Source organism: Bradyrhizobium sp., from assembly GCF_030693485.1.
Lineage (GTDB): Bacteria > Pseudomonadota > Alphaproteobacteria > Rhizobiales > Xanthobacteraceae > Bradyrhizobium.
Window position 1 is genome coordinate 1 of the sequence record NZ_JAUYAN010000122.1, and the last position, 19,105, is coordinate 19,105.

The 19,105-nt window shown below is 64.1% G+C and carries 23 protein-coding genes; 12 read left to right on the forward strand and 11 right to left on the reverse strand.

What is annotated here, in order from left to right; genetic code table 11:
• The 4 genes from Q8N40_RS08960 to Q8N40_RS08975 form a co-directional block, all read right to left on the reverse strand.
• Positions 1 to 430, reverse strand: a 430-nt coding sequence (locus tag Q8N40_RS08960; RefSeq protein WP_305711566.1) for an exodeoxyribonuclease III, incomplete at its 3' end; no start/stop codon positions are given.
• A 12-nt stretch (positions 431 to 442) separates the two neighbouring features.
• Positions 443 to 1,675, reverse strand: a complete 1,233-nt coding sequence (gene alr, locus Q8N40_RS08965; protein WP_305711567.1) for an alanine racemase — start codon at positions 1,673 to 1,675, stop codon at positions 443 to 445.
• 57 nt (positions 1,676 to 1,732) lie between these two features.
• Positions 1,733 to 3,235 carry a replicative DNA helicase gene (locus tag Q8N40_RS08970; protein ID WP_305711568.1) on the reverse strand — a complete coding sequence of 501 codons (1,503 nt, stop codon included), beginning with the start codon at positions 3,233 to 3,235 and terminating at the stop codon, positions 1,733 to 1,735.
• 286 nt (positions 3,236 to 3,521) lie between these two features.
• A complete protein-coding gene (locus Q8N40_RS08975; RefSeq protein ID WP_305322274.1) occupies positions 3,522 to 3,644 on the reverse strand; it encodes a hypothetical protein in 123 nt (40 codons plus the stop codon).
• 135 nt (positions 3,645 to 3,779) lie between these two features.
• Between Q8N40_RS08975 and Q8N40_RS08980 the strand changes: the two genes are divergently transcribed.
• Complete coding sequence (locus Q8N40_RS08980; RefSeq protein ID WP_305711569.1) at positions 3,780 to 3,986, forward strand: transcriptional regulator; 207 nt, start codon at positions 3,780 to 3,782, stop codon at positions 3,984 to 3,986.
• A gap of 28 nt (positions 3,987 to 4,014) precedes the next feature.
• Here the strand turns inward: Q8N40_RS08980 and Q8N40_RS08985 are convergent, their stop codons facing one another.
• Positions 4,015 to 5,265: a cyclopropane-fatty-acyl-phospholipid synthase family protein gene (locus Q8N40_RS08985; protein WP_305711570.1), complete on the reverse strand. Its 1,251-nt coding sequence runs from the start codon at positions 5,263 to 5,265 to the stop codon at positions 4,015 to 4,017.
• 287 nt (positions 5,266 to 5,552) lie between these two features.
• Here Q8N40_RS08985 and Q8N40_RS08990 point away from each other — a divergent pair, with 287 nt between their 5' ends.
• The 3 genes from Q8N40_RS08990 to Q8N40_RS09000 all read left to right on the forward strand — a co-directional run bounded on the left by Q8N40_RS08990 (position 5,553) and on the right by Q8N40_RS09000 (position 7,572).
• On the forward strand, positions 5,553 to 6,380 hold the full coding sequence (locus Q8N40_RS08990; protein WP_305711571.1) for a hypothetical protein: 828 nt from the start codon (positions 5,553 to 5,555) through the stop codon (positions 6,378 to 6,380).
• 101 nt (positions 6,381 to 6,481) lie between these two features.
• Complete coding sequence (locus Q8N40_RS08995; protein WP_305711572.1) at positions 6,482 to 7,090, forward strand: TetR/AcrR family transcriptional regulator; 609 nt, start codon at positions 6,482 to 6,484, stop codon at positions 7,088 to 7,090.
• Positions 7,087 to 7,572, forward strand: a complete 486-nt coding sequence (locus Q8N40_RS09000; protein ID WP_371135652.1) for a PaaI family thioesterase — start codon at positions 7,087 to 7,089, stop codon at positions 7,570 to 7,572. The genes Q8N40_RS08995 and Q8N40_RS09000 overlap by 4 nt, the downstream gene beginning before the upstream one ends.
• A 56-nt stretch (positions 7,573 to 7,628) precedes the next feature.
• Here the strand turns inward: Q8N40_RS09000 and rplI are convergent, their stop codons facing one another.
• The 4 genes from rplI to rpsF all read right to left on the reverse strand — a co-directional run bounded on the left by rplI (position 7,629) and on the right by rpsF (position 10,111).
• The gene (gene rplI / locus Q8N40_RS09005; protein WP_305711573.1) at positions 7,629 to 8,228 is read right to left on the reverse strand and encodes a 50S ribosomal protein L9; all 600 of its coding nucleotides are present in this window, start codon (positions 8,226 to 8,228) and stop codon (positions 7,629 to 7,631) included.
• A gap of 53 nt (positions 8,229 to 8,281) precedes the next feature.
• Positions 8,282 to 9,259, reverse strand: coding sequence for a DUF2232 domain-containing protein (locus Q8N40_RS09010; protein WP_305711584.1), 978 nt, complete (start codon positions 9,257 to 9,259; stop codon positions 8,282 to 8,284).
• A gap of 124 nt (positions 9,260 to 9,383) precedes the next feature.
• Positions 9,384 to 9,623 (reverse strand): 30S ribosomal protein S18, encoded by a 240-nt coding sequence (rpsR, locus tag Q8N40_RS09015; protein WP_002711478.1) that lies wholly within the window; start codon positions 9,621 to 9,623, stop codon positions 9,384 to 9,386.
• 5 nt (positions 9,624 to 9,628) lie between these two features.
• Positions 9,629 to 10,111 (reverse strand): 30S ribosomal protein S6, encoded by a 483-nt coding sequence (gene rpsF, locus Q8N40_RS09020; protein WP_305711574.1) that lies wholly within the window; start codon positions 10,109 to 10,111, stop codon positions 9,629 to 9,631.
• Between the two features lie 631 nt (positions 10,112 to 10,742).
• On the opposite strand from rpsF, the gene fabD reads away from it, so the two are divergent.
• The 7 genes from fabD to gmk all read left to right on the forward strand — a co-directional run bounded on the left by fabD (position 10,743) and on the right by gmk (position 17,520).
• On the forward strand, positions 10,743 to 11,696 hold the full coding sequence (fabD, locus tag Q8N40_RS09025) for an ACP S-malonyltransferase (RefSeq protein WP_305711575.1): 954 nt from the start codon (positions 10,743 to 10,745) through the stop codon (positions 11,694 to 11,696).
• A gap of 23 nt (positions 11,697 to 11,719) precedes the next feature.
• The gene (fabG, locus tag Q8N40_RS09030; protein WP_305711576.1) at positions 11,720 to 12,457 is read left to right on the forward strand and encodes a 3-oxoacyl-[acyl-carrier-protein] reductase; all 738 of its coding nucleotides are present in this window, start codon (positions 11,720 to 11,722) and stop codon (positions 12,455 to 12,457) included.
• A 310-nt stretch (positions 12,458 to 12,767) separates the two neighbouring features.
• The gene (locus Q8N40_RS09035) at positions 12,768 to 13,007 is read left to right on the forward strand and encodes an acyl carrier protein (protein ID WP_006020277.1); all 240 of its coding nucleotides are present in this window, start codon (positions 12,768 to 12,770) and stop codon (positions 13,005 to 13,007) included.
• Between the two features lie 97 nt (positions 13,008 to 13,104).
• Positions 13,105 to 14,370 (forward strand): beta-ketoacyl-ACP synthase II, encoded by a 1,266-nt coding sequence (fabF, locus tag Q8N40_RS09040; protein WP_305711577.1) that lies wholly within the window; start codon positions 13,105 to 13,107, stop codon positions 14,368 to 14,370.
• A 183-nt stretch (positions 14,371 to 14,553) separates the two neighbouring features.
• Positions 14,554 to 15,852 carry an endolytic transglycosylase MltG gene (gene mltG / locus Q8N40_RS09045; protein ID WP_305322052.1) on the forward strand — a complete coding sequence of 433 codons (1,299 nt, stop codon included), beginning with the start codon at positions 14,554 to 14,556 and terminating at the stop codon, positions 15,850 to 15,852.
• Positions 15,853 to 15,955: 103 nt separating this feature from the next.
• On the forward strand, positions 15,956 to 16,843 hold the full coding sequence (locus tag Q8N40_RS09050) for a YicC/YloC family endoribonuclease (protein ID WP_305711578.1): 888 nt from the start codon (positions 15,956 to 15,958) through the stop codon (positions 16,841 to 16,843).
• Positions 16,844 to 16,845: 2 nt separating this feature from the next.
• Positions 16,846 to 17,520 (forward strand): guanylate kinase, encoded by a 675-nt coding sequence (gene gmk, locus Q8N40_RS09055; protein ID WP_305711579.1) that lies wholly within the window; start codon positions 16,846 to 16,848, stop codon positions 17,518 to 17,520.
• A gap of 8 nt (positions 17,521 to 17,528) precedes the next feature.
• Here the strand turns inward: gmk and Q8N40_RS09060 are convergent, their stop codons facing one another.
• A complete protein-coding gene (locus tag Q8N40_RS09060) occupies positions 17,529 to 17,777 on the reverse strand; it encodes a hypothetical protein (RefSeq protein ID WP_305711580.1) in 249 nt (82 codons plus the stop codon).
• 28 nt (positions 17,778 to 17,805) lie between these two features.
• Between Q8N40_RS09060 and Q8N40_RS09065 the strand changes: the two genes are divergently transcribed.
• The gene (locus tag Q8N40_RS09065) at positions 17,806 to 18,327 is read left to right on the forward strand and encodes a hypothetical protein (RefSeq protein WP_305711581.1); all 522 of its coding nucleotides are present in this window, start codon (positions 17,806 to 17,808) and stop codon (positions 18,325 to 18,327) included.
• Between the two features lie 331 nt (positions 18,328 to 18,658).
• Here the strand turns inward: Q8N40_RS09065 and Q8N40_RS09070 are convergent.
• The coding region (locus tag Q8N40_RS09070; protein ID WP_305711582.1) for a hypothetical protein at positions 18,659 to 19,105 on the reverse strand (447 nt) is incomplete at its 5' end.

The window sequence follows — 19,105 nt, forward strand, 5'->3', positions numbered from 1 at the left end:
GCACCACCGGAATGTCCTGCTTGATGAATTTGGCGGCGTGCAGCCGCAGCCGCCTGAACCAGGCGAGCTTGTAGTCGAATTTCGGCCCCGGCTGCGGATTGCCGTTCGGCAGATAGATGCTGGTGACGACGATGCCGTTGATCGCGGCCTCGATGTAGCGCGCTTCGTGGTCGTCGGGATCGCCGGGGAGGGCAGTGCGGATCAGTACCGGGTCGGCCTTGCGCGCCAGGATGGCGACGCCGTTCCAGGTTTTCTGGCCGCGCCACACCGCGCCGTAGCCCGCCTTGCGGATCGCTTCGACGGGAAAGTCGGCGTCGGTGGATTTCAGTTCCTGAAGTGCTACGGCGTCGGGTTTTGCCTGATGCAGCCAGCGCAGCAGGTTCGGCAGGCGGCGATTGATATTGTTGATGTTGAAGGTGGCGACTTTCATCCCCGATGATGGTCAGTCCGGTATCACGGGAGCCGGTCCAGATGCCTTGGCCGTCGGTTCTGCGGCGCCGCCCTTGTAGATCCGCGCATAACGCGAGCCGAGGCTGGTCAGCACTTCGTAGCCGATGGTGCCGAAATGGTGCGCCAGTTCGTCGACGGTGATGCCTTCGCCGATCAGCGTCACCATGTGGCCGCGCCGCACCGCGCTCTTGTCGAGGTCGGTGACGTCGATGGCCATCAGGTCCATCGAGATGCGGCCGGCCACCGCGCAGCGCTTGCCGGCGACGATCACCTCGGCGCCGCGGGTGCCGTCATTGCTGCTGCCGGCGCGGAAATAGCCGTCGGCATAGCCTGACGCAACGATGGCGAGCCGGGTCGGCCGCCGTGCACTCCAGGTGCCGCCATAGCCGACGCTGTCGCCCTTCTCGATATTGCGGATCTGAACGATGCGGGCCTTGACCTCGACCACCGGCTGCATCGGATTGTCGGCCTCCGGCGTTGGATTGATGCCGTAGAGCGCGCAACCCGGCCGCACCAGGTCGAACTGGAACGCGGCGCCGAGGAAACACCCGGACGAATTCGACAGCGACGCCGGCACGCCGGAAAACAGGCTGGCGATCTCGCGGAAAGTCGCGAGCTGTTTGGCGTTGAGCGGATGATTGAGGGTCTCGGCGCAGGCGAGGTGGCTCATGACCAGGGTAATGCCATGATCGCCGGCGTTGATCCGCGGAATGATGCCCTGCGCTTCCGCGATGGTGAGGCCGAGCCGGTTCATGCCGGTATCGATGTGAATGGCGGCGCCGCCGGCCCAGCCGGTACGGCGGCAGAACACATCCCATTCGGCGAGTTCGTTGAGGTCGCCGATCACAGGCCTTGCGTTGATCCTGGCATAGGCCTCGCCGCTGTTCTGGAAGAAGCCGTCGAGCACATAGATCGCCGCGGTCGCCGGCACCGCCGCGCGGACCACGGCGGCTTCGTCGAGGGTCGCCACGAAAAACGTCTTGCAGCCGGCGCCGGAGAGCGCGCGCGCGACCTGTTCGGCGCCGCAGCCATAGGCGTTGGCCTTGACCACACCGGCGCATTCGGCCGGCACCGCGGTCTTTTCGAGCTTGCGCCAGTTGGCAATGACGGCGTCGAGATCGACGGTGAGGGTCGCGGTGGCGGTCGCCAGCGCAGCCGCCTGGTTGGCCTCAGCCGAGAGGATGGAGCCGGGCGGGGCAAATTTAGGGTCGGTGACGATGTTCATGCCGTACTTTACGCGCAGGCCTGCCGCGGTTCAACCGGGCAAGATTCAGAAGCCGCGTCAGTAGGTCTGTGCCGGGAATTGGCCGTCGTCCGCCAGATTGCTGAATCGCGTGAACTGCCCTTCGAACTGCAATGGAACGGTGCCCGTCGGTCCATGGCGCTGCTTGGCGATAATGACTTCGGCCCTTCCGTGCGCATTATCCATTTCAATCTGCCACTTCCCGTGCTCTTCCGTGCCGGGCTTGGGCTCCTTGTTCTGCAGATAATATTCCTCGCGGTAGACGAACAGCACCACGTCGGCGTCCTGCTCGATCGAACCGGACTCGCGAAGGTCGGACAATTGCGGATGCTTGTCATCGCGGCTTTCGACCTGGCGCGACAGCTGCGACAGGGCGATGACCGGGATATTGAGCTCCTTGGCCAGCGCTTTCAGGCTGGTGGTGATCTCGGTGACTTCCTGCACGCGGTTGTCATTGCCGCGTTTGCCCGAGCCCTGCAGCAGCTGAATGTAGTCGACCACGATCAGATCGAGGCCCTTCTGCCGCTTCAGCCGGCGCGCGCGCGCCGTCAGTTGCGAAATCGAGAGGCCGCCGGTTTCGTCGACGAACAGAGGCAGATGTTGAAGCTCGATGGTATAATCGCGGATCGTGTCGAATTCGCTCTGGCTGATCCCGCCGCGCCGGATCAGACTCGACGAGATGCCGGTCTGTTCTGCGAGAATACGGGTGGCGAGCTGTTCGGCCGACATTTCGCAGGAGAAGAAGCCGACGATGCCGCCATTGACGGATTTCATGGTGCCGTCGGCCTGCACCTGGGATTGATGCGCCTTCGCGACATTGTAGGCGATATTGGTGGCGAGCGCGGTCTTGCCCATGCCGGGACGGCCGGCGACGATGATCAAGTCGGAACGCTGCAACCCGCCCATCTTGGCGTCGAGGTCGCGCAGGCCGGTTGCTGTGCCCGACAGCTTTCCGTCGCGCTGATAGGCGTTCGCGGCCATATCCAGCGCGACCTTCATCGCCTGCGCGAAGCCCTGGAAGCCGCCATCATAGCGGCCGGATTCGGCCAGTTCGTACAGCCTGCGCTCTGCGTCCTCGATCTGGGCGCGCGGCGCAAAATCCACCGGCGCGTCGAACGCGACATTGACCATATCCTCGCCGATCCGGATCAGGTCGCGGCGCAGCGCCAGTTCGTAGATCGTCCGTCCGTAATCCTGGGCGTTGATGATGGTGGTGGCTTCGGCGGCGAGGCGGGCGAGGTACTGGCCGACCGTCATGCCGCCGATGTCGGTGTCGGCCGGCACGAAGGTCTTCAGTGTTACCGGGGTGGCGACCTTGCCCATCCGGATCAAGCTGCCGGCGGTCTCGTAGATGGTCTGATGGATCGGTTCGAAATAGTGCTTCGGCTCCAGAAAGTCCGAAACCCGATAGAAGGCGTCGTTGTTGACCAGGATCGCGCCCAGCAGGCTCTGTTCGGCCTCGATGTTGTGCGGTGCGCTGCGATAGGCCGGAGTTCCCGGGTCGGGCGCGAGCTTGAGGACGTTCGAATCAGTGAGAGCCATGGTCGATGTATGCTTTGGATTGGGTCTTAATTTTGGATTCGGGGGCGGGCGGCGATAAAGCGCCTGCCGCGGCGAAAGCGAAAGCGAAACATCGCCGCTTATGCACCGATCATTAAAAGAGTGGATGAATCCCGACGGCGCCTAGCGCGATGCTTGACGGGTTTTGCCAACCCCACGCTTCGGTGCGCCGCGAAACTGGGAAAATCTTCGCGCGGGCTGAACCTTGTTCCGCGCGGGCACACTCATGCCAAGGGCGGCAAATGTTCCGAACCGCTCCCGACGCTGATCAGATCAGGAGGAGATAGATCAGCGCGCCAAGCGCCGCACCCACGCCGGTAGCGATCAGGGCGTAGTCGGTGGCAAGGTCGGCCTGCGGATCGAACGATGATGGATGGGTTTTCTGGGCCATTCCGGTCGTTTAGAGCAGCCCGGCCAAATATTATGTGAAGCAGATCACATTCGGTTAATTTTCTCTTCGGCCATAGTCGCAAGGAACGGGTTGGCGGCGGCAGGATTGGTAGCAGCTGCGGTTTAGGAATAGGCAATGGGCCAGCAACTTCAGCAATGGCGATCGGCAACCGGCGAGCAATTATGGCTCTCGGCGCTGATCGACACCATGGAAGAAGTCTGCGGTTCGGAACGGCGCAGCCAGCCCTGCGACAGGTCGGTCGTGACCGCCGTGTGTGCGCAGCTTTCGCGTCCGGCGGCGCCTTATGCCCACCAGGGATCCGGTTTCAGCCTGCGTCATTAGAATTTCGAGAATTTTGGTTCGTGCCGGCCTATTCGCCCGCGATTTGCAGCCGCGGCCGCTGGCCCCGCTCGACGCCGCGAAGCCGGGCTTCTGCATCGCCGATGTAGTCCCGGGTGATCGGCACCACGCCCTGGCGCCTGGTGAGCTGGATCTGGAAATTCATCATGTCTTGCTTGCGGAACGACATTTCCGAGCAGGCCAGGTAAAATTCCCACATCCGCGCAAAGCGCTCGTCGTAGAGCCGCACCGCTTCCTCCCGCCGCGCCATGAAGCGCTCGCGCCACGCTTTCAGCGTTTCCGCATAATGCAGTCGCAGGATTTCAATGTCGCACACCAGCAATCCGGCGCGCTCGATCGCGCGCGTGACCTCGGACAGCGCGGGGATATAGCCGCCGGGGAAAATGTATTTCGTTATCCAGGGATTGGTGACGTCGGGCCCTTCCGAACGGCCGATCGAATGCAGTACCATCACGCCGTCGTCGGTGAGCAGGTCGGAGCAGCGCCTGAAATAGGTCTCGTAGAAATCGACGCCGACGTGCTCGAACATGCCGACCGATACGATGCGCTCGAACGGGCCGGGAATGTCGCGATAATCCTCGAGGAAGAACCTCGCCGATGACGCCAGGTTCAACTCGGCGGCGCGGGCGTTCGACACCTGCAATTGCTCGGTCGACAGCGTGACGCCGGTGACGCTGGCGCCGGTCGTTTCCGCCAGATAGAGGCCAAGGCCGCCCCAGCCGGAGCCGATGTCGAGCACGCGGTCGCCGGGCCGGATCAACAGCTTGGCGGCGAGGTGGCGCTTCTTGGCGAGCTGGGCGTCGTCGAGCGTGGCGTCAGGTGTTTCGAAATACCCGCAACTGTATTGCTTGTCGGCATCGAGGAAGAGGGAATAGAGCCGGCCATCGAGATCATAATGGTGCGCGACGTTGTTCAGGGATCGTCGTCGCGGATTGAACTGCCTGGCATGCCTGACGAGATAACGCAGGAACCATTGCAGCCTGGCCCAGCGCGGCAATATTTCCGGCTGATTCATCAGGATCGCCAGCGCATCCGCAATCGAGCCGTCCTCGATGACGAAGCTTCCGTCCATGTAGACTTCGCCGAGCGCAAGTTCGGGGTTGAGCAGAACCCGGCGTTCGGCGTCGGCCGTCAGGAAGCGGGCCTTGACCCGCTCTCCGGTCCCGTCGCCGCAGCTGAATTGCGTTCCGCGCGCGGTCGTGAAAGTCATCGCGCCGCGGCGAATGAACTGCTGCAAGAAGTAGCGCAACAAACGGTCCATCGAAACCACCAAACTGAGCGATCCCAACGAGGCTGGCGTAGCGGCCATCACAGCCAGCGAAAGCGGGGATCCACCTGTCCCCGCGCGCCGCCACCACACCATAATAGCGACGCCGCGATGACGCTAGTACGTTGTACACAAAGCAGATACTCGGAATTGTCGTGTTCACGCAGATGCGCTTTATGGGCGCTTCCATTCGCGTCATAATCGGCTAAAAGGTGACCGCTGCCACCCGTGCCGGATTTGGGACGCTGGAGAGCCAATTCCGCATCTGGAGAATCAAAGGAATGTTGAGCCGAGCGCTCATTTTTGCGACGGTGACGCTTCTGATCGGCTGTCTCGCGGCGATCCCGGTGCGGGCGCAAAATCTCGATGCCGGCAAGAGCCCGGCCCAGATTTTTTCAGGCACCTGCAGTGCCTGCCACAAGGGTGCGCGGGGTCTCTTGAAGACGGTGCCGCCTGGGTCCCTGCCGGGGTTCCTGCGCCAGCATTATACCACCTCCGGCGAGATGGCCTCGCAGCTCAGCGCCTTCCTGATTGCCAACGGTGCCACCGATAACCGCGGCGCCAAGCCGACGCAGCAGGCAAAGGACGCGAAACAAGCAGCCCCCGAGCAGCTCGATCGCTTCGGCCGCCCGGTACGCCCGGCGCCGCCGCAGGAGGCCGCCAAGCCCGAAGCCGAGTCGCAACAGGCCGCGATCGCTCCCGGTCCCGACGGCCGCAAATCGGCAGCCAAGCAGAAGCTGGGCAAGCAGCCGCCCAAGGCCGATGCCGCCAAGGATGAGCCGGCAAAGGGCGAGGCGGCAAAAGAGGATACGCCGAAGAGCGAAACTGCCAGGGAAGCTGCCAAGGAAGCCACGCAGGAGGACACCGCGAAGCTCGATGCGCCGAAGGAGACCGGCGAACGCACGGCGCTGCGGCCCGATCCGGTCCCGCCGGTCACCCCCGCGCCATCGATGTCGGCCGCGATCTCCAGCGGCACGACGGAGCCGTCAGCCGCGCCTGCGCCGCCGCTGGCCATGCTGCCAGTTCCGCCGCCGGCCGTGACGGCGTCCGGCCCGCCATTGCCGCCGGTCCCACCTGCCGGACCGCCTGCACCTCCGATCTCCCAATAGATAGATTTTCGACAGGACGCCGGTTGCAGCCCGCGCCGGGCTTGATCATCTCTAGAGTATTGCTCTAGAGTAATGGTCTGGCTGTAATTGGAGGGAGCTTGATGGTCGCTGGCGCGCGAGAGGATTTGCTGGCCGCGGGATTGGCGGTGTTCGATCGCGACGGCTTCGAGGGCGCGACGGTTGCGGCCATTCGCACCCGCGCGCGGGCGTCCAACGGCAGCTTCTTCCATTTCTTCGGATCGAAGAAAGAACTGGCGGGCACGCTGTTTCTGGAAGTGCTGCAGCGTTATCACGCCGCGGTGCTGGCGGCGATCGCTACGCCTTGCGGCGCGCGGCAGGGAATCGATCGCCTGATCCGCGCGCATCTGGATTGGGTGGTGAACAACCGGCGCGAAGCGCGCTACCTGTTCGAGATTTCCCGCAGCGAGTGGGGCGACGAGGTGAGCGACGCGCAGCGGGCGCAGAATTCGCGCCTCGGCGAAGCCGTCGAGCGCTGGCGCGCGCCGCTGATCGCCAGCGGCGAATTGCTGCCGATGACAGCGACGCTGTTCTTCAGCCAGATCATCGGACCCGCCCAGATCTTCTGCCGCGCCTGGCTTTCGGGGCGCGACCGCACCGATCCGAGGCTTCAGTCCGACACCCTGATCGCCTGCGCGATTCGCGCGCTGGTGGCGCCGCAACCCAATCCAGACGCCGGAGGTAAACCTTGACCCAGCAAGCCGTGACACAGGATTTCGACTTCAAGCCCGATCTGGACTTCGTGCTGATCGCACAACGAATCCGCGACAGCGTCGGACGGCAGGGTTTTATGGGACATGTCGGCGCCGAACTTTCCGAACTGGCGCGCGGATCGTGCATGCTCGCAGTCGACCGGCGGCCGGAGCTGTTGCAGCAGCATGGCCTGTTCCATGGCGGCGTCACCGCCTTCTTGGTCGACAACGCGACCACCATCGCGGCGGCGACGTCGCGCGGCCAGCCGGCGCTGACGGCGGAATACAAATTGAACCTGCTGTCGCCGGCATCCGGCGAGCGCCTGATCTGCCGTGCCCGCGTGATCAAGCCTGGACGGCAGGTCGCGGTCGTGGCCGCCGACGTGTTCTGCGTCATCGACGGCGTGGAGAAACACACGGCGACCGCGCTGGCGTCGATCGCGATGATGCCGGGTGAAGTGACGGCAAGAAACCCAAGCTGAATCCCAAGCCCGGCCTGAGGCCGGGCTTGGGGGTGCGTAATGGTACGGCGACGGCGTTACTTGTCGGAAGCGGATTCTTCCTGCGGTTCGTCGTCGCGGCGGGCTTCCGGATCGAAGAATTCACCTGCGGCGGCGAGCGCTTCGGCGGCCGCGTCCTGATCTTCCTGACGCGTCGAGATGTCTTCGCCGCGGTTGATGCGCTCGGCCTCGTCGGCGCTGCGTGCGACCGTCACGCTGACGGCGACTTCGACTTCCGGATGCACGGCGATGGCGATGTTGTGCTTGCCGATGGTCTTGATCGGCGCGTCCAGCATCACCTGGCTGCGGCTGATGGTGACGCCGTCCGCCTCGAACGATGCGATGATGTCGCGGATCGTGACCGATCCGAACAGCTGGCCGGTCTCGGAAGCCTGCCGCAGCACCACGACGTTGCGGCCGTCGATCTTCTCGGCAACCTTGGTGGCCTCGCCCTTGGCCTGCAGGTTGCGGACCTCGAGCTCGGCCTTCATGCCGTCGAACTTGGCGCGGTTATCCGCGGTGGCGCGCAGCGCCTTGTTGCGCTTCAACAGAAAATTGCGGGCATAGCCGTCCCGGACGCGGACGACTTCGCCCATCTGGCCAAGCTTGGCGACGCGTTCCAGCAAAATGACTTCCATATTCGTTCTCCTTGTTGGTGATCAGGTTGTGAGGTTGATGTGAAGTGCAGATTTCAGGATGCGGGCAGAGGCGGCGGCCTTTTGTTGTGCAGAAAGCGCTGGCGAAAACCGAAGATGGCGTCGGCAATGCCGAGCGCCGCCATCGCCACGATGAGCCAGCCGCCGGACAGCACCACCATGGTGTAGGTGCAGGCCAGCCAGAGCCCGCGGCCCTTTAGACCCACCGTCAGGGTGTGCAGCACCGCGAAGCCGACCAGGGCGTAAGCCAGCAGCAACGCCGCGGTGACGGCGTGGGCCAGCATCGCAAGCAGTCCACTGGAAAAGCAGAATGCGATGGCGGCCGACAATGCCGCGAGCGTCATCGGCGGCAGCTCGGTGCTTCTCAGGTCGGGCCACGAGCGACGCAATCGTCCCGATGTCGCGGTGATCCGGGCAGCCAGCCAGAAGTTGAGCATCAGCATGGTCATGGCGCTGATGGCGAAGGCCGCGGGCAGGATCATCAAGGCGACATCGATCCGTTGCTGGATTTCGTTACCCGAAGCCGCGGAGCGGGGACCGAGAACGCGCAGCAGGGCCCCTCGGAGGACCTCGGTGATGGTGGCCGCGTCGGTGCCCAGCGTGAGCAGCGTCGCCATGGTGGACAGCGTGCCAAAACCGGCGAGCCAGAGCAGAAGGCGGCCGATCGGATACCATTCCATCGCCGGAGGGGCCGGCGTCGCGCCTTCGCTTGGTCCGGCATCGGCAGCCGGCCGACCCAGCAAAGCGAGGTGCCCGAGCCACCAGGCAGGCAGCGCCATCATGACGACAAAGGGGATGCAAATGGGCAGGCCGAAGATCGCCCCGAGGCCGGTGGCCGCGCCGATTCCGCCGATCGTGGCGGCAAGCGGTCCCCATCCAAGCCCCGCCACCATCAGCGGCAACGGGGTGAAGTAGAGCAGCAGCAGCGAGATCAGCGCGCCCGAGATGATCGAGGCGAACATCAGCGCCGACGCAAAACCGGCCGCAATGGCGATGAGAATCATGGTCATCAGCTGTCCCGCTCCCTTCGAGCGGTTAGAGATTCCCTGGAGAACCCCAACCATCGGCGACCGGACGACCCGGAAGCCTTATGTAGATGTTCGATCCGCGGCGCGGACGCCGCGGATCGAAAAGTTGCTACCTGATCACGTAGGGCAGCAGGCCGAGGAACCGCGAGCGCTTGATGGCGCGGGCGAGTTCGCGCTGCTTCTTGGCGGAGACGGCGGTGATGCGGCTCGGCACGATCTTGCCGCGCTCGGAAACGTAACGCATCAGCAGCTTGGAATCCTTGTAGTCGATCTTCGGCGCATTCGGACCCGTGAACGGGCAGGTCTTGCGGCGGCGGAAAAACGGACGGCGTGCACCAGCTTCAGCCATGATTCTTACTCCTCAACCGCTGCTTCGGCGTCGTCACGCGGACGGCGCGGACCCCGGTCACCACGATAGCCACCGCCACCGCCGCCATCACGATCGCTGCGGAAACCGCCTTCGCGGTCGCCACGGAAGCCGCCGCCACCACGGTCGTCGCGATCGCGGTCGCGATCGGCCTTGCGCATCATCGCCGAGGGACCTTCCTCATGCTCTTCGACGCGAACGGTGAGATAGCGGATCACGTCTTCGCTGATTCGCTCCTGCCGCTCGACTTCCGCGACTGCCGCCGAGGGCGCGTCGAGGTTGAGCAGCACGAAGTGCGCCTTGCGGTTCTTGTTCATCCGGTAGGTGAGGGAGCGGACGCCCCAGTTTTCCATCTTGACGACCTTGCCGCCGAGACCTTCGACGATGCCGGTCATCTGGGTGGTCAGTTCTTCCACCTGCTGGGTGCTCGCATCCTGACGTGCGAGAAAAACATGCTCATAGAGAGGCATGGTTGTCCTTTCCTAGTGTTGGCGCGGTTCCCGGCGGCAAGCCCTTCGAGACCTTACGGAAAGGACTCGGGATGAAGCTCAGAAGGCGGAAGCACGGGACGACGGACCGACTGGCCCTGCCGCATCAAGATCGCCTGGAAGGTGAAATTGCTGAGACCGTCCGTTCAGCTCCCGGCCGGGATCCACGGATGCCGCGGTTTATAAGGATTTTGGGCGCGATGGCAAGGGAATGCCAAGGAAATGGCAAGGCAAGGCGCAACAAAAAAGGCCGGGCGCGAAGCCGGGCCTAAATGACTGAAAACGGTAGGATTTCGCTCAGTAGCGGGCCACCACCGGGCTGCCCCCTTTGTAGTTGAGGCCGAGCCGGCCGATGCTTTCGGTCAACCTGACGGTGTGGGTGAAGGACGCCAGCGGGAAGCCACCGGCCGCCAGATTGGTGTTGAAGGCCTCCGAGCCGAGGTCGACGTAAAGATTTCGCCCTTCACGCTCACACCGACGTAAAATCCCGACCAGTTGTCCGGCCCTTCGGTTGGTTCATTGGGAGATCCCCGGGAGCGTGGCTTGACACCGGGAGCCCCGGCGGTGTCTTTCGGCTCAACTTTTGGGGATTTGGTACGTTCAGGGAGCGCCGATGACGGCAGCATTCACCTTTCCGGGGCAGGGCTCCCAGGCAGTCGGCATGGGCAAGGCGCTGGCCGAGGCTTTTCCGGCGGCGCGCGCGGTGTTCGACGAGGTCGATGCGGCGCTCGGCGAGAAGCTGACCGCCATCATCTGGGACGGTCCTGCCGAGACCCTGCAGCTCACCGAAAATGCCCAGCCGGCGCTGATGGCGGTCTCGCTCGCCACGCTGCGCGTGCTGGAAACCGAGGCCGGCTTCTCGGTGGGGCGCGATGCCGCCTTCGTCGCCGGGCATTCGCTCGGCGAATATTCCGCGCTGGCGGCGGCCGGCAGCTTCAGCATCAGCGACACCGCGCGCCTGCTGCGCATCCGGGGCCTTGCCATGCAGAAGGCGGTGCCGGTGGGGACCGGGGCGATGGCGGCGCTGCTCGGGCTGGATTATGAGGCGGCGATGGCCGTCGCCGAGGAGGCCGCGCAGGGCCAGGTCTGTCAGGCCGCCAATGACAATGGCGGCGGCCAGGTCGTCATTTCAGGCGACAAGGCCGCGGTCGAGCGCGGACTCGAGATCGCGAAGACAAAGGGCGCCAAGCGCGCCATGCTGCTGCCGGTATCGGCGCCGTTCCATTGCCGGTTGATGCAGCCCGCGGCCGAGGCGATGGCCGCGGCGCTGGCTGGCGTCACCATCCGGCCACCGGCTTCGCCATTGGTCTCCAACGTGCTGGCCGCGCCGATCACCGATCCGGACGAGATCCGCCGCCGCCTGATCGAACAGGTCACCGGCACCGTGCGCTGGCGCGAATCGGTGGCGTATATGGCGAGCCACGGGGTGACGCGATTTTTCGAGATCGGCGCCGGCAAGGTGCTGAGCGGGCTGGTCAAGCGCATCGCCGACGGCGCGGTGGGAATTTCAGTGGGCGGACCCGGCGATATTGCCGGTGCAAAGGACGCGTTGGCGGCATCGCATTAGGTGGTGGCCGGGAGGAGATATCGATGTTCGATTTGACTGGCAGGACGGCGCTCGTCACCGGCGCGACCGGCGGCATCGGTAACGCGATCGCCCAGGCGTTGCACGCCCAGGGCGCGACGGTGGCCATTTCCGGAACGCGGCGGGAGGTGCTGGACGCGCTCGCCGCCAAGTTGGGCGAGCGCGTTCACGTTCTGCCCTGCAACCTCTCCGACAGCGCCGAAGTCGAGGCTCTGGTGCCCGCGGCCGAGGCGGCGATGGGCCAGGTCGACATCCTCGTCGCCAATGCCGGCATCACCAGGGACAATTTGTTCGTGCAGTTGCGCGATGAGGACTGGGACGAGGTCATCAAGGTCAATCTGACCTCGACCTTCCGCCTCACCCGCGCCGCGACCAAGCTGATGATGCGCAAGCGATTCGGCCGCATCATCGCGATCACCTCGATCGTCGGTGTCACCGGCAATCCGGGGCAGGGCAATTACACCGCGTCGAAGGCGGGGCTGATAGGCATGATCAAGACGCTGGGGGCGGAATATGCCAAGCGCAACGTCACCGCCAATTGCATCGCGCCCGGATTCATCAAGACGCCGATGACCGACGCGCTCAACGACAAGCAGCGCGAAACCATCCTGTCGAAGGTTCCTGCGGCGCGGCTCGGAACGCCCGAAGATATCGCCGCGGCGGCGGTCTATCTTGCCTCCAACGAAGCCGCTTACGTGACCGGACAGACGATTCACGTCAATGGCGGAATGGCCATGTTTTGAGCCGGTTACCGGCCCTGCCTGGTGGCGGGGGCGGTTTCCGGCTGTCACCGAGGCTGGTCGTCAAGGCTTTGTAGTCAAGGCTTGGGAAGTATGATAACCGAACCACCAACGGATGGGCAAAGAACGCCATTGCAGGAATTTGAATCCCTGTATATTGGCGAGGCGGAGCCTGCCGTCGTTCGCCGGGCCTTCGTCTGAGATGACGGGGCAAATCAAGACGATGCGCGATTGCGAAGGAAGTTTAACGACCACGATGGCCCGTAGCGTCTTGGGGACGACGGGTCTAATGGAACAAGCACGAGGTTGAACGATGAGTGAGATTGGCGAGCGAGTTAAGAAGATCGTGGTCGAGCACCTTGGTGTTGAGCCCGAAAAAGTGGTCGATGCCGCGAGCTTCATTGACGACCTCGGCGCGGACAGCCTCGATACGGTCGAGCTGGTGATGGCGTTCGAAGAGGAATTCGGCTGCGAGATTCCCGACGACGCCGCTGAGACGATTTTGACTGTTGGCGACGCCACGAAATTTCTTGAAAAAAACGCGAAGAGCTGACGCCCCCGCGCGGTGCTGACGAAGCCGGACGGGCCGTGGTCGAGCGGTCCACCGGTTTCTTGTTATGGGCCGTGAATACAGGGCTGGAGTGCTGCATATGAGGCGGGTTGTCGTCACGGGCCTCGGCATGGTTACGCCACTCGGCTGTGGCGTCGAGCCGACCTGGAAGCGTATCCTCAACAGCGAGAGCGGGGCCAGGAAGATCGACACGTTTGACGTGTCCGATCTGACCAGCCGGATCGCATGCGTGATTCCACGCGGCGACGGCACCGGCGGCACCTTCAATCCCGACCAGTGGATGGAGCCGAAGGATCAGCGCAAGGTCGACGATTTCATCGTCTTCGCCATGTGCGCGGCGCGTCAGGCACTCGATGACGCCAACTGGCATCCGTCGACCGAAGAGGAACGCTGTGCTACCGGCACCATGATCGGATCCGGGATCGGCGGCCTGTCGGGCATTGCCGACACCGCGTTGTTGCTGAAGGAACGCGGCCCGCGCAAGGTATCGCCGTTCTTCATTCCCGGCCGCCTGATCAATCTGGCGTCGGGCTATGTGTCGATCGAGCATGGCCTCAAGGGCCCCAACCATTCGGTGGTGACGGCCTGTTCGACCGGCGCGCATGCGATCGGCGATGCCAGCCGGCTGATCCTGCTCGGCGACGCCGACGTGATGGTGGCGGGCGGTACGGAATCGCCGATTTGCCGGCTGTCGATGGCGGGATTCTGCGCGTCGCGCGCGCTGTCGACCGGCTTCAACGAAACCCCGGAAAAAGCATCGCGTCCCTACGACAAGGACCGCGACGGCTTCGTGATGGGAGAAGGCGCCGGCATCGTGGTGCTTGAGGAATACGAGCATGCCAAAAACCGTGGCGCCAGGATCTATGCCGAGGTGATCGGTTACGGGTTGTCCGGCGACGCCTATCACATCACCTCTCCGTCGCCCGACGGCGATGGCGCATTCCGCAGCATGAGCGCTGCGATGAAGCGCGCCGGAATCAGCGCCTCCGACATCGACTACATCAACGCGCACGGCACCTCGACGCAGGTCGGCGACGAGATCGAACTCGGCGCGGTGGAGCGGTTGTTGGGCAACGCCGCTTCCACGGCGTCGATGTCGTCGACCAAATCGTCGACCGGACACCTGCTCGGCGCCGCCGGCGCGATCGAGACGATTTTCAGCATCCTGGCGATTCGCGACAATGTCGCCCCGCCGACCATCAACCTGGAAAACCCGTCGGTAGAAACGGCGATCGACCTCGTGCCGCAGGTCCCGCGCAAGCGGGAGATCAATGTCGCGCTGTCGAATTCGTTCGGTTTCGGAGGCACCAACGCATCCGTGATCGTGCAGCGGGTAACCAATTAGCCAGTGATTAGAACGACTCCACGGTTTCGCCGCATTCGGCGCTAACTCCAGGGCGCGATCAGCAACGGGACGCCGGTTTTGCGTCCGGTCGCGCTCTCAACTATAAGAAACGCGGGCGAATACCATTGGCATGGCAGTGATTTGCCGGGCCACGATCAAACCGACAGGATTCAGGTTGCATCGATGAGTGAGAGGCCGCCCATTTCGCCACGTAGCCCGCGCGCCGCGCTGGAGCCCGAGCAGGTTCCGCCGCCGCCGAAGCGCTCCGAGCGTGCCCGCAATCCGTTCGTCATCGTCGGCAATGCCATCATCACCATCATCCTGGTGTTCATGCTCGGCGCCGGCGGTGTCTACGTCTACGGCAAGAAGATGCTGGAATCCGCCGGTCCGCTCGCGGAAGACAAGACCGTCAATATCCCGCCGCGCTCCAAGACAAGGGAAATCGCGGAGACCCTGCAGCGCGAGGGCGTGATCGACATCAATCCGTGGCTGTTCATGGGCGCTGCGTTTGCGTTGAAGGCCAGTTCGGAGCTGAAGCCCGGAGAATATTCGTTCCAGAAAAACGCCAGCCTTCGCGACGTCATTGGCATCATCGTCGAAGGCAAGGTGGTTCAGCATTCCATCACGATTCCCGAGGGCCTGACCTCCGAGCAGATCGTGGCCCGGCTCACCGACAATGAGATCTTCTCGGGTAACGTTCGCGAAATTCCGCGCGAAGGCACCCTGCTGCCGGAAACCTACAAGTTCCCGCGCGGCACCTCGCGCGAACAGGTGATTCAGCGCCTGCAGCAGACGCACAAGCGGATGCTGGCGGAGATCTGGGAGCGCCGAAATCCGGACATTCCGGTCAGGTCGCCGGAACAACTGGTGACGCTGGCCTCGATCATCGAGAAGGAAACCGGCAAGGCGGACGAACGCAGCCGTGTCGCCGCGGTGTTCGTCAACCGGTTGCGGCAGAAAATGAAGCTGCAGTCGGATCCAACCATCATCTACGGACTGGTCGGCGGCAAGGGAACGCTGGGCCGGCCGATCAGGCGCTCGGAGATCCAGCAGCCGTCGCCCTACAACACCTATGTGATCGAGGGCCTGCCGCCCGGACCGATCGCCAATCCCGGTCGCGCCTCGCTGGAGGCCGCGGCCAATCCGGCGCGCACGCGCGATCTGTTCTTCGTCGCTGACGGCTCCGGCGGCCACACCTTTACCGAAACCTACGACCAGCATCAGAAGAACGTCGTCAAGCTGCGCGCGCTGGAAAAGCAGATCCAGAACGACACCGTCGAACCGGCAGCCGAAGAGGCCCAGCCGGCCGCGGCCGGTGCGCCGGCCGATACCAATCCTACCGCCACGACCACCAGGCCGGCCGCCACGAAGAGGCCCGCGCGTGCCGCTCCTCCGGCCGCTCCGGCGGCCACCACCCCGGCGGCTCCGGGCCGGCAGGGCGCGGCGCAATCGACCACCACGGCCCCGGTGGTTCAGCGCTAGCGCCGGTCCGCGCCGCAACCGAATTCCACTTTGGCCGAAAACGCTTTAATGTCGCGGCATCCGCTGCGAATCCCACACCTGCACTCCCGGAGAAATTCAAGCGATGGCGCTGTCGAGCATGACCGGCTTTGCCCGCAGCCACGGCGCCAGCGGTCCCTACGCGTTCGAATGGGAATTGAAGTCGGTCAACGCCAAGGGGTTTGACCTGCGCATGCGGCTGCCGCCCGGTTGGGACGAGCTCGAGGCGCTGGCCAAGAAGCGAGCCGGCGAAGTGCTTTCGCGCGGCACCGTCTACGCCAATTTGAACGTCAAGCGGGCCAATGCCGTCTCGACCATCCGTATCAATGAGGACGTGCTGGCGTCGATCGTCAAGGTGGCCCACGATCTCGCCGGCAGGATCGATGCGGTGGCGCCGAGCATCGACGGGCTGCTGTCGATCAAGGGCGTCATCGAAGTGGTCGAGCCCGAAAGCAACGAGGCGGAGGACAAGGCCGCGAAGGCTGCCGCCGCCGTCGCGTTCGAGCAGGCGCTGACCGATCTTGTCGAGATGCGTCGCCGCGAGGGCGTGACGCTCGGACAGATCTTGTCGCAGCGGATGGATGAGATCGAGCGTCTGGCCAAAAGGGCCGAGGCCGCACCCGGCCGCAAGCCTGAGGCGATCAAGACCCGGCTCGCCGAGCAGATCACGGCCTTGCTCGACACCTCCGACCGCTTCGATCCCGACCGGCTCAGTCAGGAAGCGATCATGATCGCGGCCAAGGCCGATATTCGCGAAGAGCTCGATCGCATCGCCTCGCACATCTCGCAAGCCCGCGAGATGATCGGCAAGGGCGGACCGGTCGGCCGGCGGCTCGATTTTCTGGCGCAGGAATTCAACCGCGAGGTCAATACCTGCTGTTCCAAGTCGAACGACCTGGAATTGACCAATACCGGCCTTGAGATGAAGAACGTGGTCGAGCAATTTCGCGAACAGGTTCAGAACCTGGAGTGATCATGACGGCTGGCGGCCACGGCTTCGAGGGAAAAGGCTTCGACGGCGTAGAGCGGCGCGGACTGATGTTCGTGCTGTCGTCGCCGTCGGGCGCCGGCAAGACCACGCTGTCGCGCATGCTGCTCGACCGAATGCACGGCCTGCAAATGTCGGTTTCGGCGACCACCCGGCCGATGCGTCCCGGCGAAGTCAAAGGCCGCGATTACCTGTTCGTCGACAAAGCCGAATTCGAACAGATGGTGAAGCAGAACGAACTGCTCGAATGGGCTACCGTATTCGACAATCGCTACGGCACGCCACGTGCGCCGGTCGAAGCGGCGTTGGCATCCGGACGCGACGTGCTGTTCGACATCGACTGGCAGGGCACCCAGCAATTGCGGGAGAAGGCAGGCGCCGACGTCGTCAGCGTGTTCATCCTGCCGCCGTCGGCCGCGGATCTCGAGAAACGGCTCCACACCCGTGCGCAGGATTCCGACACGGTCATCCGCGGCCGTATGGACCGTGCCAGTCATGAGCTCAGCCACTGGGCTGAATATGACTACATCGTGGTCAATCACGACGTCGATGAAGCCTTTGCCGAGGTCCAGTCGATTCTCAAGGCCGAGCGACTCAAGCGTGCGCGGCGGGTCGGTTTGACCGAGTTCGTGCGGGGCTTGCAGCAGCAGCTGGAAAAATAGCCGGGCGTTCAGGTCGCGCTGGTTCGCGGCAGCCGCGCGAGCATTTGTGCGATGCGTTGGTCCGGATCGTCCACCGCGCGCAGTTCGCGGGGAAGACTACCCTGCGGCAACAGGCCGAGTTCCCGCATCGATCTCGCGGCTCGCGCCTCATCCGACAGCGACGGACGATCGGTCCGGACCGAATCCCAGTTCACGCGCCGGTCGACGCGACCGATGCTCCGTTGCGGGCGACTGAATCGGAAAATCGCGCTCGCCATCAAGCCTGCAAGCACCAGGGCGCCAAGGATGACGATCAGCAGCAGCTGGACCGAGCCAGTCGGCTTTTCGATTGACGAGGCGTTCGCCGCGGCAAGCGGGTGCGTTGCCCCGGAGGCCGGTGGCGCTAGCCGGGAAGCTGATGGTTCGATGGTGGAGTTTGCCGGCGGCGGGGCTGCTGAATTGTTAGACGATCCTGGAATGGCCGGCGTGCTCACCACGCCCGCAAGCTCGGGCCAGCGCGAACCGACGACCGATGGCTTCGCGCCGGCATCGCCCGCATTGGCTCGCTGTTCAGTTACCGGGTTGATCGCAGCGGTGACGGCCGCCGCCGCCCGCTTTCCCGTGAAGACGCTGGTGTCCGGCTCGACGCGCGACTGCGGCAACGGTAATTCGGCGCGCGCATTGGCGATCGAAGGCTGCGTAGTGGCGCTGTTCGGCGGCGAAGCTGTATTGGCCGCCGGTGGAGCTTCCGGCGCGGCTCGCGAAATTTTTGCCTTGGCATCGCCGATGTACCAGCAGGATCGCTTGGTGACGCGGTCGACGCGATAATACCAATGACCGCCCGCCGGCGGCGCGCCCTTCGGTCCGGAGAGACATTCATCGGCCTCGGCCGGCGCGCCGTGCGATGCGGTGACGAGGGGAGCGCAAGCAACCAGGCTGGCGAAAATGGCGGACACGAATTTCGCGGTTCGATTGGACATCTTTCATCTCCGGGGATGATACGCGACGCTTTACGCTCCCAATCTCGGTAAAGACTTGGGTGGCAATGAGCCGCAATTCCGGAGGGGGTAGGGCTTAATTTAGGCCTGGATCATTCAGGCTTGGATCATCAGGTCTTGGATCGGCGCCGCCGGGGCGTGAGCCGGATGGATGAGTCAGGCTATTGTTTCGACGCCGTCCATCGCCCGGTACAACCGTCCGATCGCACGAACGTGCCGGAGCCGCTACGGCCGGAGAAACGGCCGGAACTGTTCCAGGTCAAACCTGAGGCGGATCCGCCCGACGTCGTCGAGCCGTTTGAACTGACTTGACCGGAACTGAGTTCCCCCGAGAGCCTGCCGCGGCTGACGACGAATCTCTCGGTAGCTGCACCGCAGGTCGTACCCACGGAATGGGCCACCCACGCTCCGTCGAAATTGCCGCCACCGCCGCCTGCTCCGTCGCCGCCACTTTTTCGCGCGGCGCTGCGCGGTTCCTCGGGTTTGGGCTTGCTACGTCGCACCGGCTTTTCGGCCTCGACCGCCCGGGGCGTCTGCCGCGAACCGGACACCGACTTTTCGTCGTTGCCGATGCTGCCACCGGCGCTGCCGGATTGCGCGAGCGCGGT

What these genes read in the sequence shown, in the direction of transcription:
- Q8N40_RS09065 (WP_305711581.1), top strand. Translation starts at nt 17,806, where the DNA reads ATGACGATCAGCAGCAGCTGGACCGAGCCAGTCGGCTTTTCGATTGAC.
- gmk (WP_305711579.1), top strand. Translation starts at nt 16,846, where the DNA reads ATGACGGCTGGCGGCCACGGCTTCGAGGGAAAAGGCTTCGACGGCGTA.
- Q8N40_RS08985 (WP_305711570.1), bottom strand. Translation starts at nt 5,265, where the DNA reads ATGGACCGTTTGTTGCGCTACTTCTTGCAGCAGTTCATTCGCCGCGGC.
- Q8N40_RS08980 (WP_305711569.1), top strand. Translation starts at nt 3,780, where the DNA reads ATGGGCCAGCAACTTCAGCAATGGCGATCGGCAACCGGCGAGCAATTA.
- fabF (WP_305711577.1), top strand. Translation starts at nt 13,105, where the DNA reads ATGAGGCGGGTTGTCGTCACGGGCCTCGGCATGGTTACGCCACTCGGC.
- Q8N40_RS08970 (WP_305711568.1), bottom strand. Translation starts at nt 3,235, where the DNA reads ATGGCTCTCACTGATTCGAACGTCCTCAAGCTCGCGCCCGACCCGGGA.
- rpsR (WP_002711478.1), bottom strand. Translation starts at nt 9,623, where the DNA reads ATGGCTGAAGCTGGTGCACGCCGTCCGTTTTTCCGCCGCCGCAAGACC.
- Q8N40_RS09060 (WP_305711580.1), bottom strand. Translation starts at nt 17,777, where the DNA reads ATGGCGAGCGCGATTTTCCGATTCAGTCGCCCGCAACGGAGCATCGGT.
- Q8N40_RS08990 (WP_305711571.1), top strand. Translation starts at nt 5,553, where the DNA reads ATGTTGAGCCGAGCGCTCATTTTTGCGACGGTGACGCTTCTGATCGGC.
- alr (WP_305711567.1), bottom strand. Translation starts at nt 1,675, where the DNA reads ATGAACATCGTCACCGACCCTAAATTTGCCCCGCCCGGCTCCATCCTC.
- rpsF (WP_305711574.1), bottom strand. Translation starts at nt 10,111, where the DNA reads ATGCCTCTCTATGAGCATGTTTTTCTCGCACGTCAGGATGCGAGCACC.
- Q8N40_RS09035 (WP_006020277.1), top strand. Translation starts at nt 12,768, where the DNA reads ATGAGTGAGATTGGCGAGCGAGTTAAGAAGATCGTGGTCGAGCACCTT.
- mltG (WP_305322052.1), top strand. Translation starts at nt 14,554, where the DNA reads ATGAGTGAGAGGCCGCCCATTTCGCCACGTAGCCCGCGCGCCGCGCTG.
- Q8N40_RS09050 (WP_305711578.1), top strand. Translation starts at nt 15,956, where the DNA reads ATGGCGCTGTCGAGCATGACCGGCTTTGCCCGCAGCCACGGCGCCAGC.
- fabG (WP_305711576.1), top strand. Translation starts at nt 11,720, where the DNA reads ATGTTCGATTTGACTGGCAGGACGGCGCTCGTCACCGGCGCGACCGGC.
- Q8N40_RS08975 (WP_305322274.1), bottom strand. Translation starts at nt 3,644, where the DNA reads ATGGCCCAGAAAACCCATCCATCATCGTTCGATCCGCAGGCCGACCTT.
- Q8N40_RS08995 (WP_305711572.1), top strand. Translation starts at nt 6,482, where the DNA reads ATGGTCGCTGGCGCGCGAGAGGATTTGCTGGCCGCGGGATTGGCGGTG.
- fabD (WP_305711575.1), top strand. Translation starts at nt 10,743, where the DNA reads ATGACGGCAGCATTCACCTTTCCGGGGCAGGGCTCCCAGGCAGTCGGC.
- rplI (WP_305711573.1), bottom strand. Translation starts at nt 8,228, where the DNA reads ATGGAAGTCATTTTGCTGGAACGCGTCGCCAAGCTTGGCCAGATGGGC.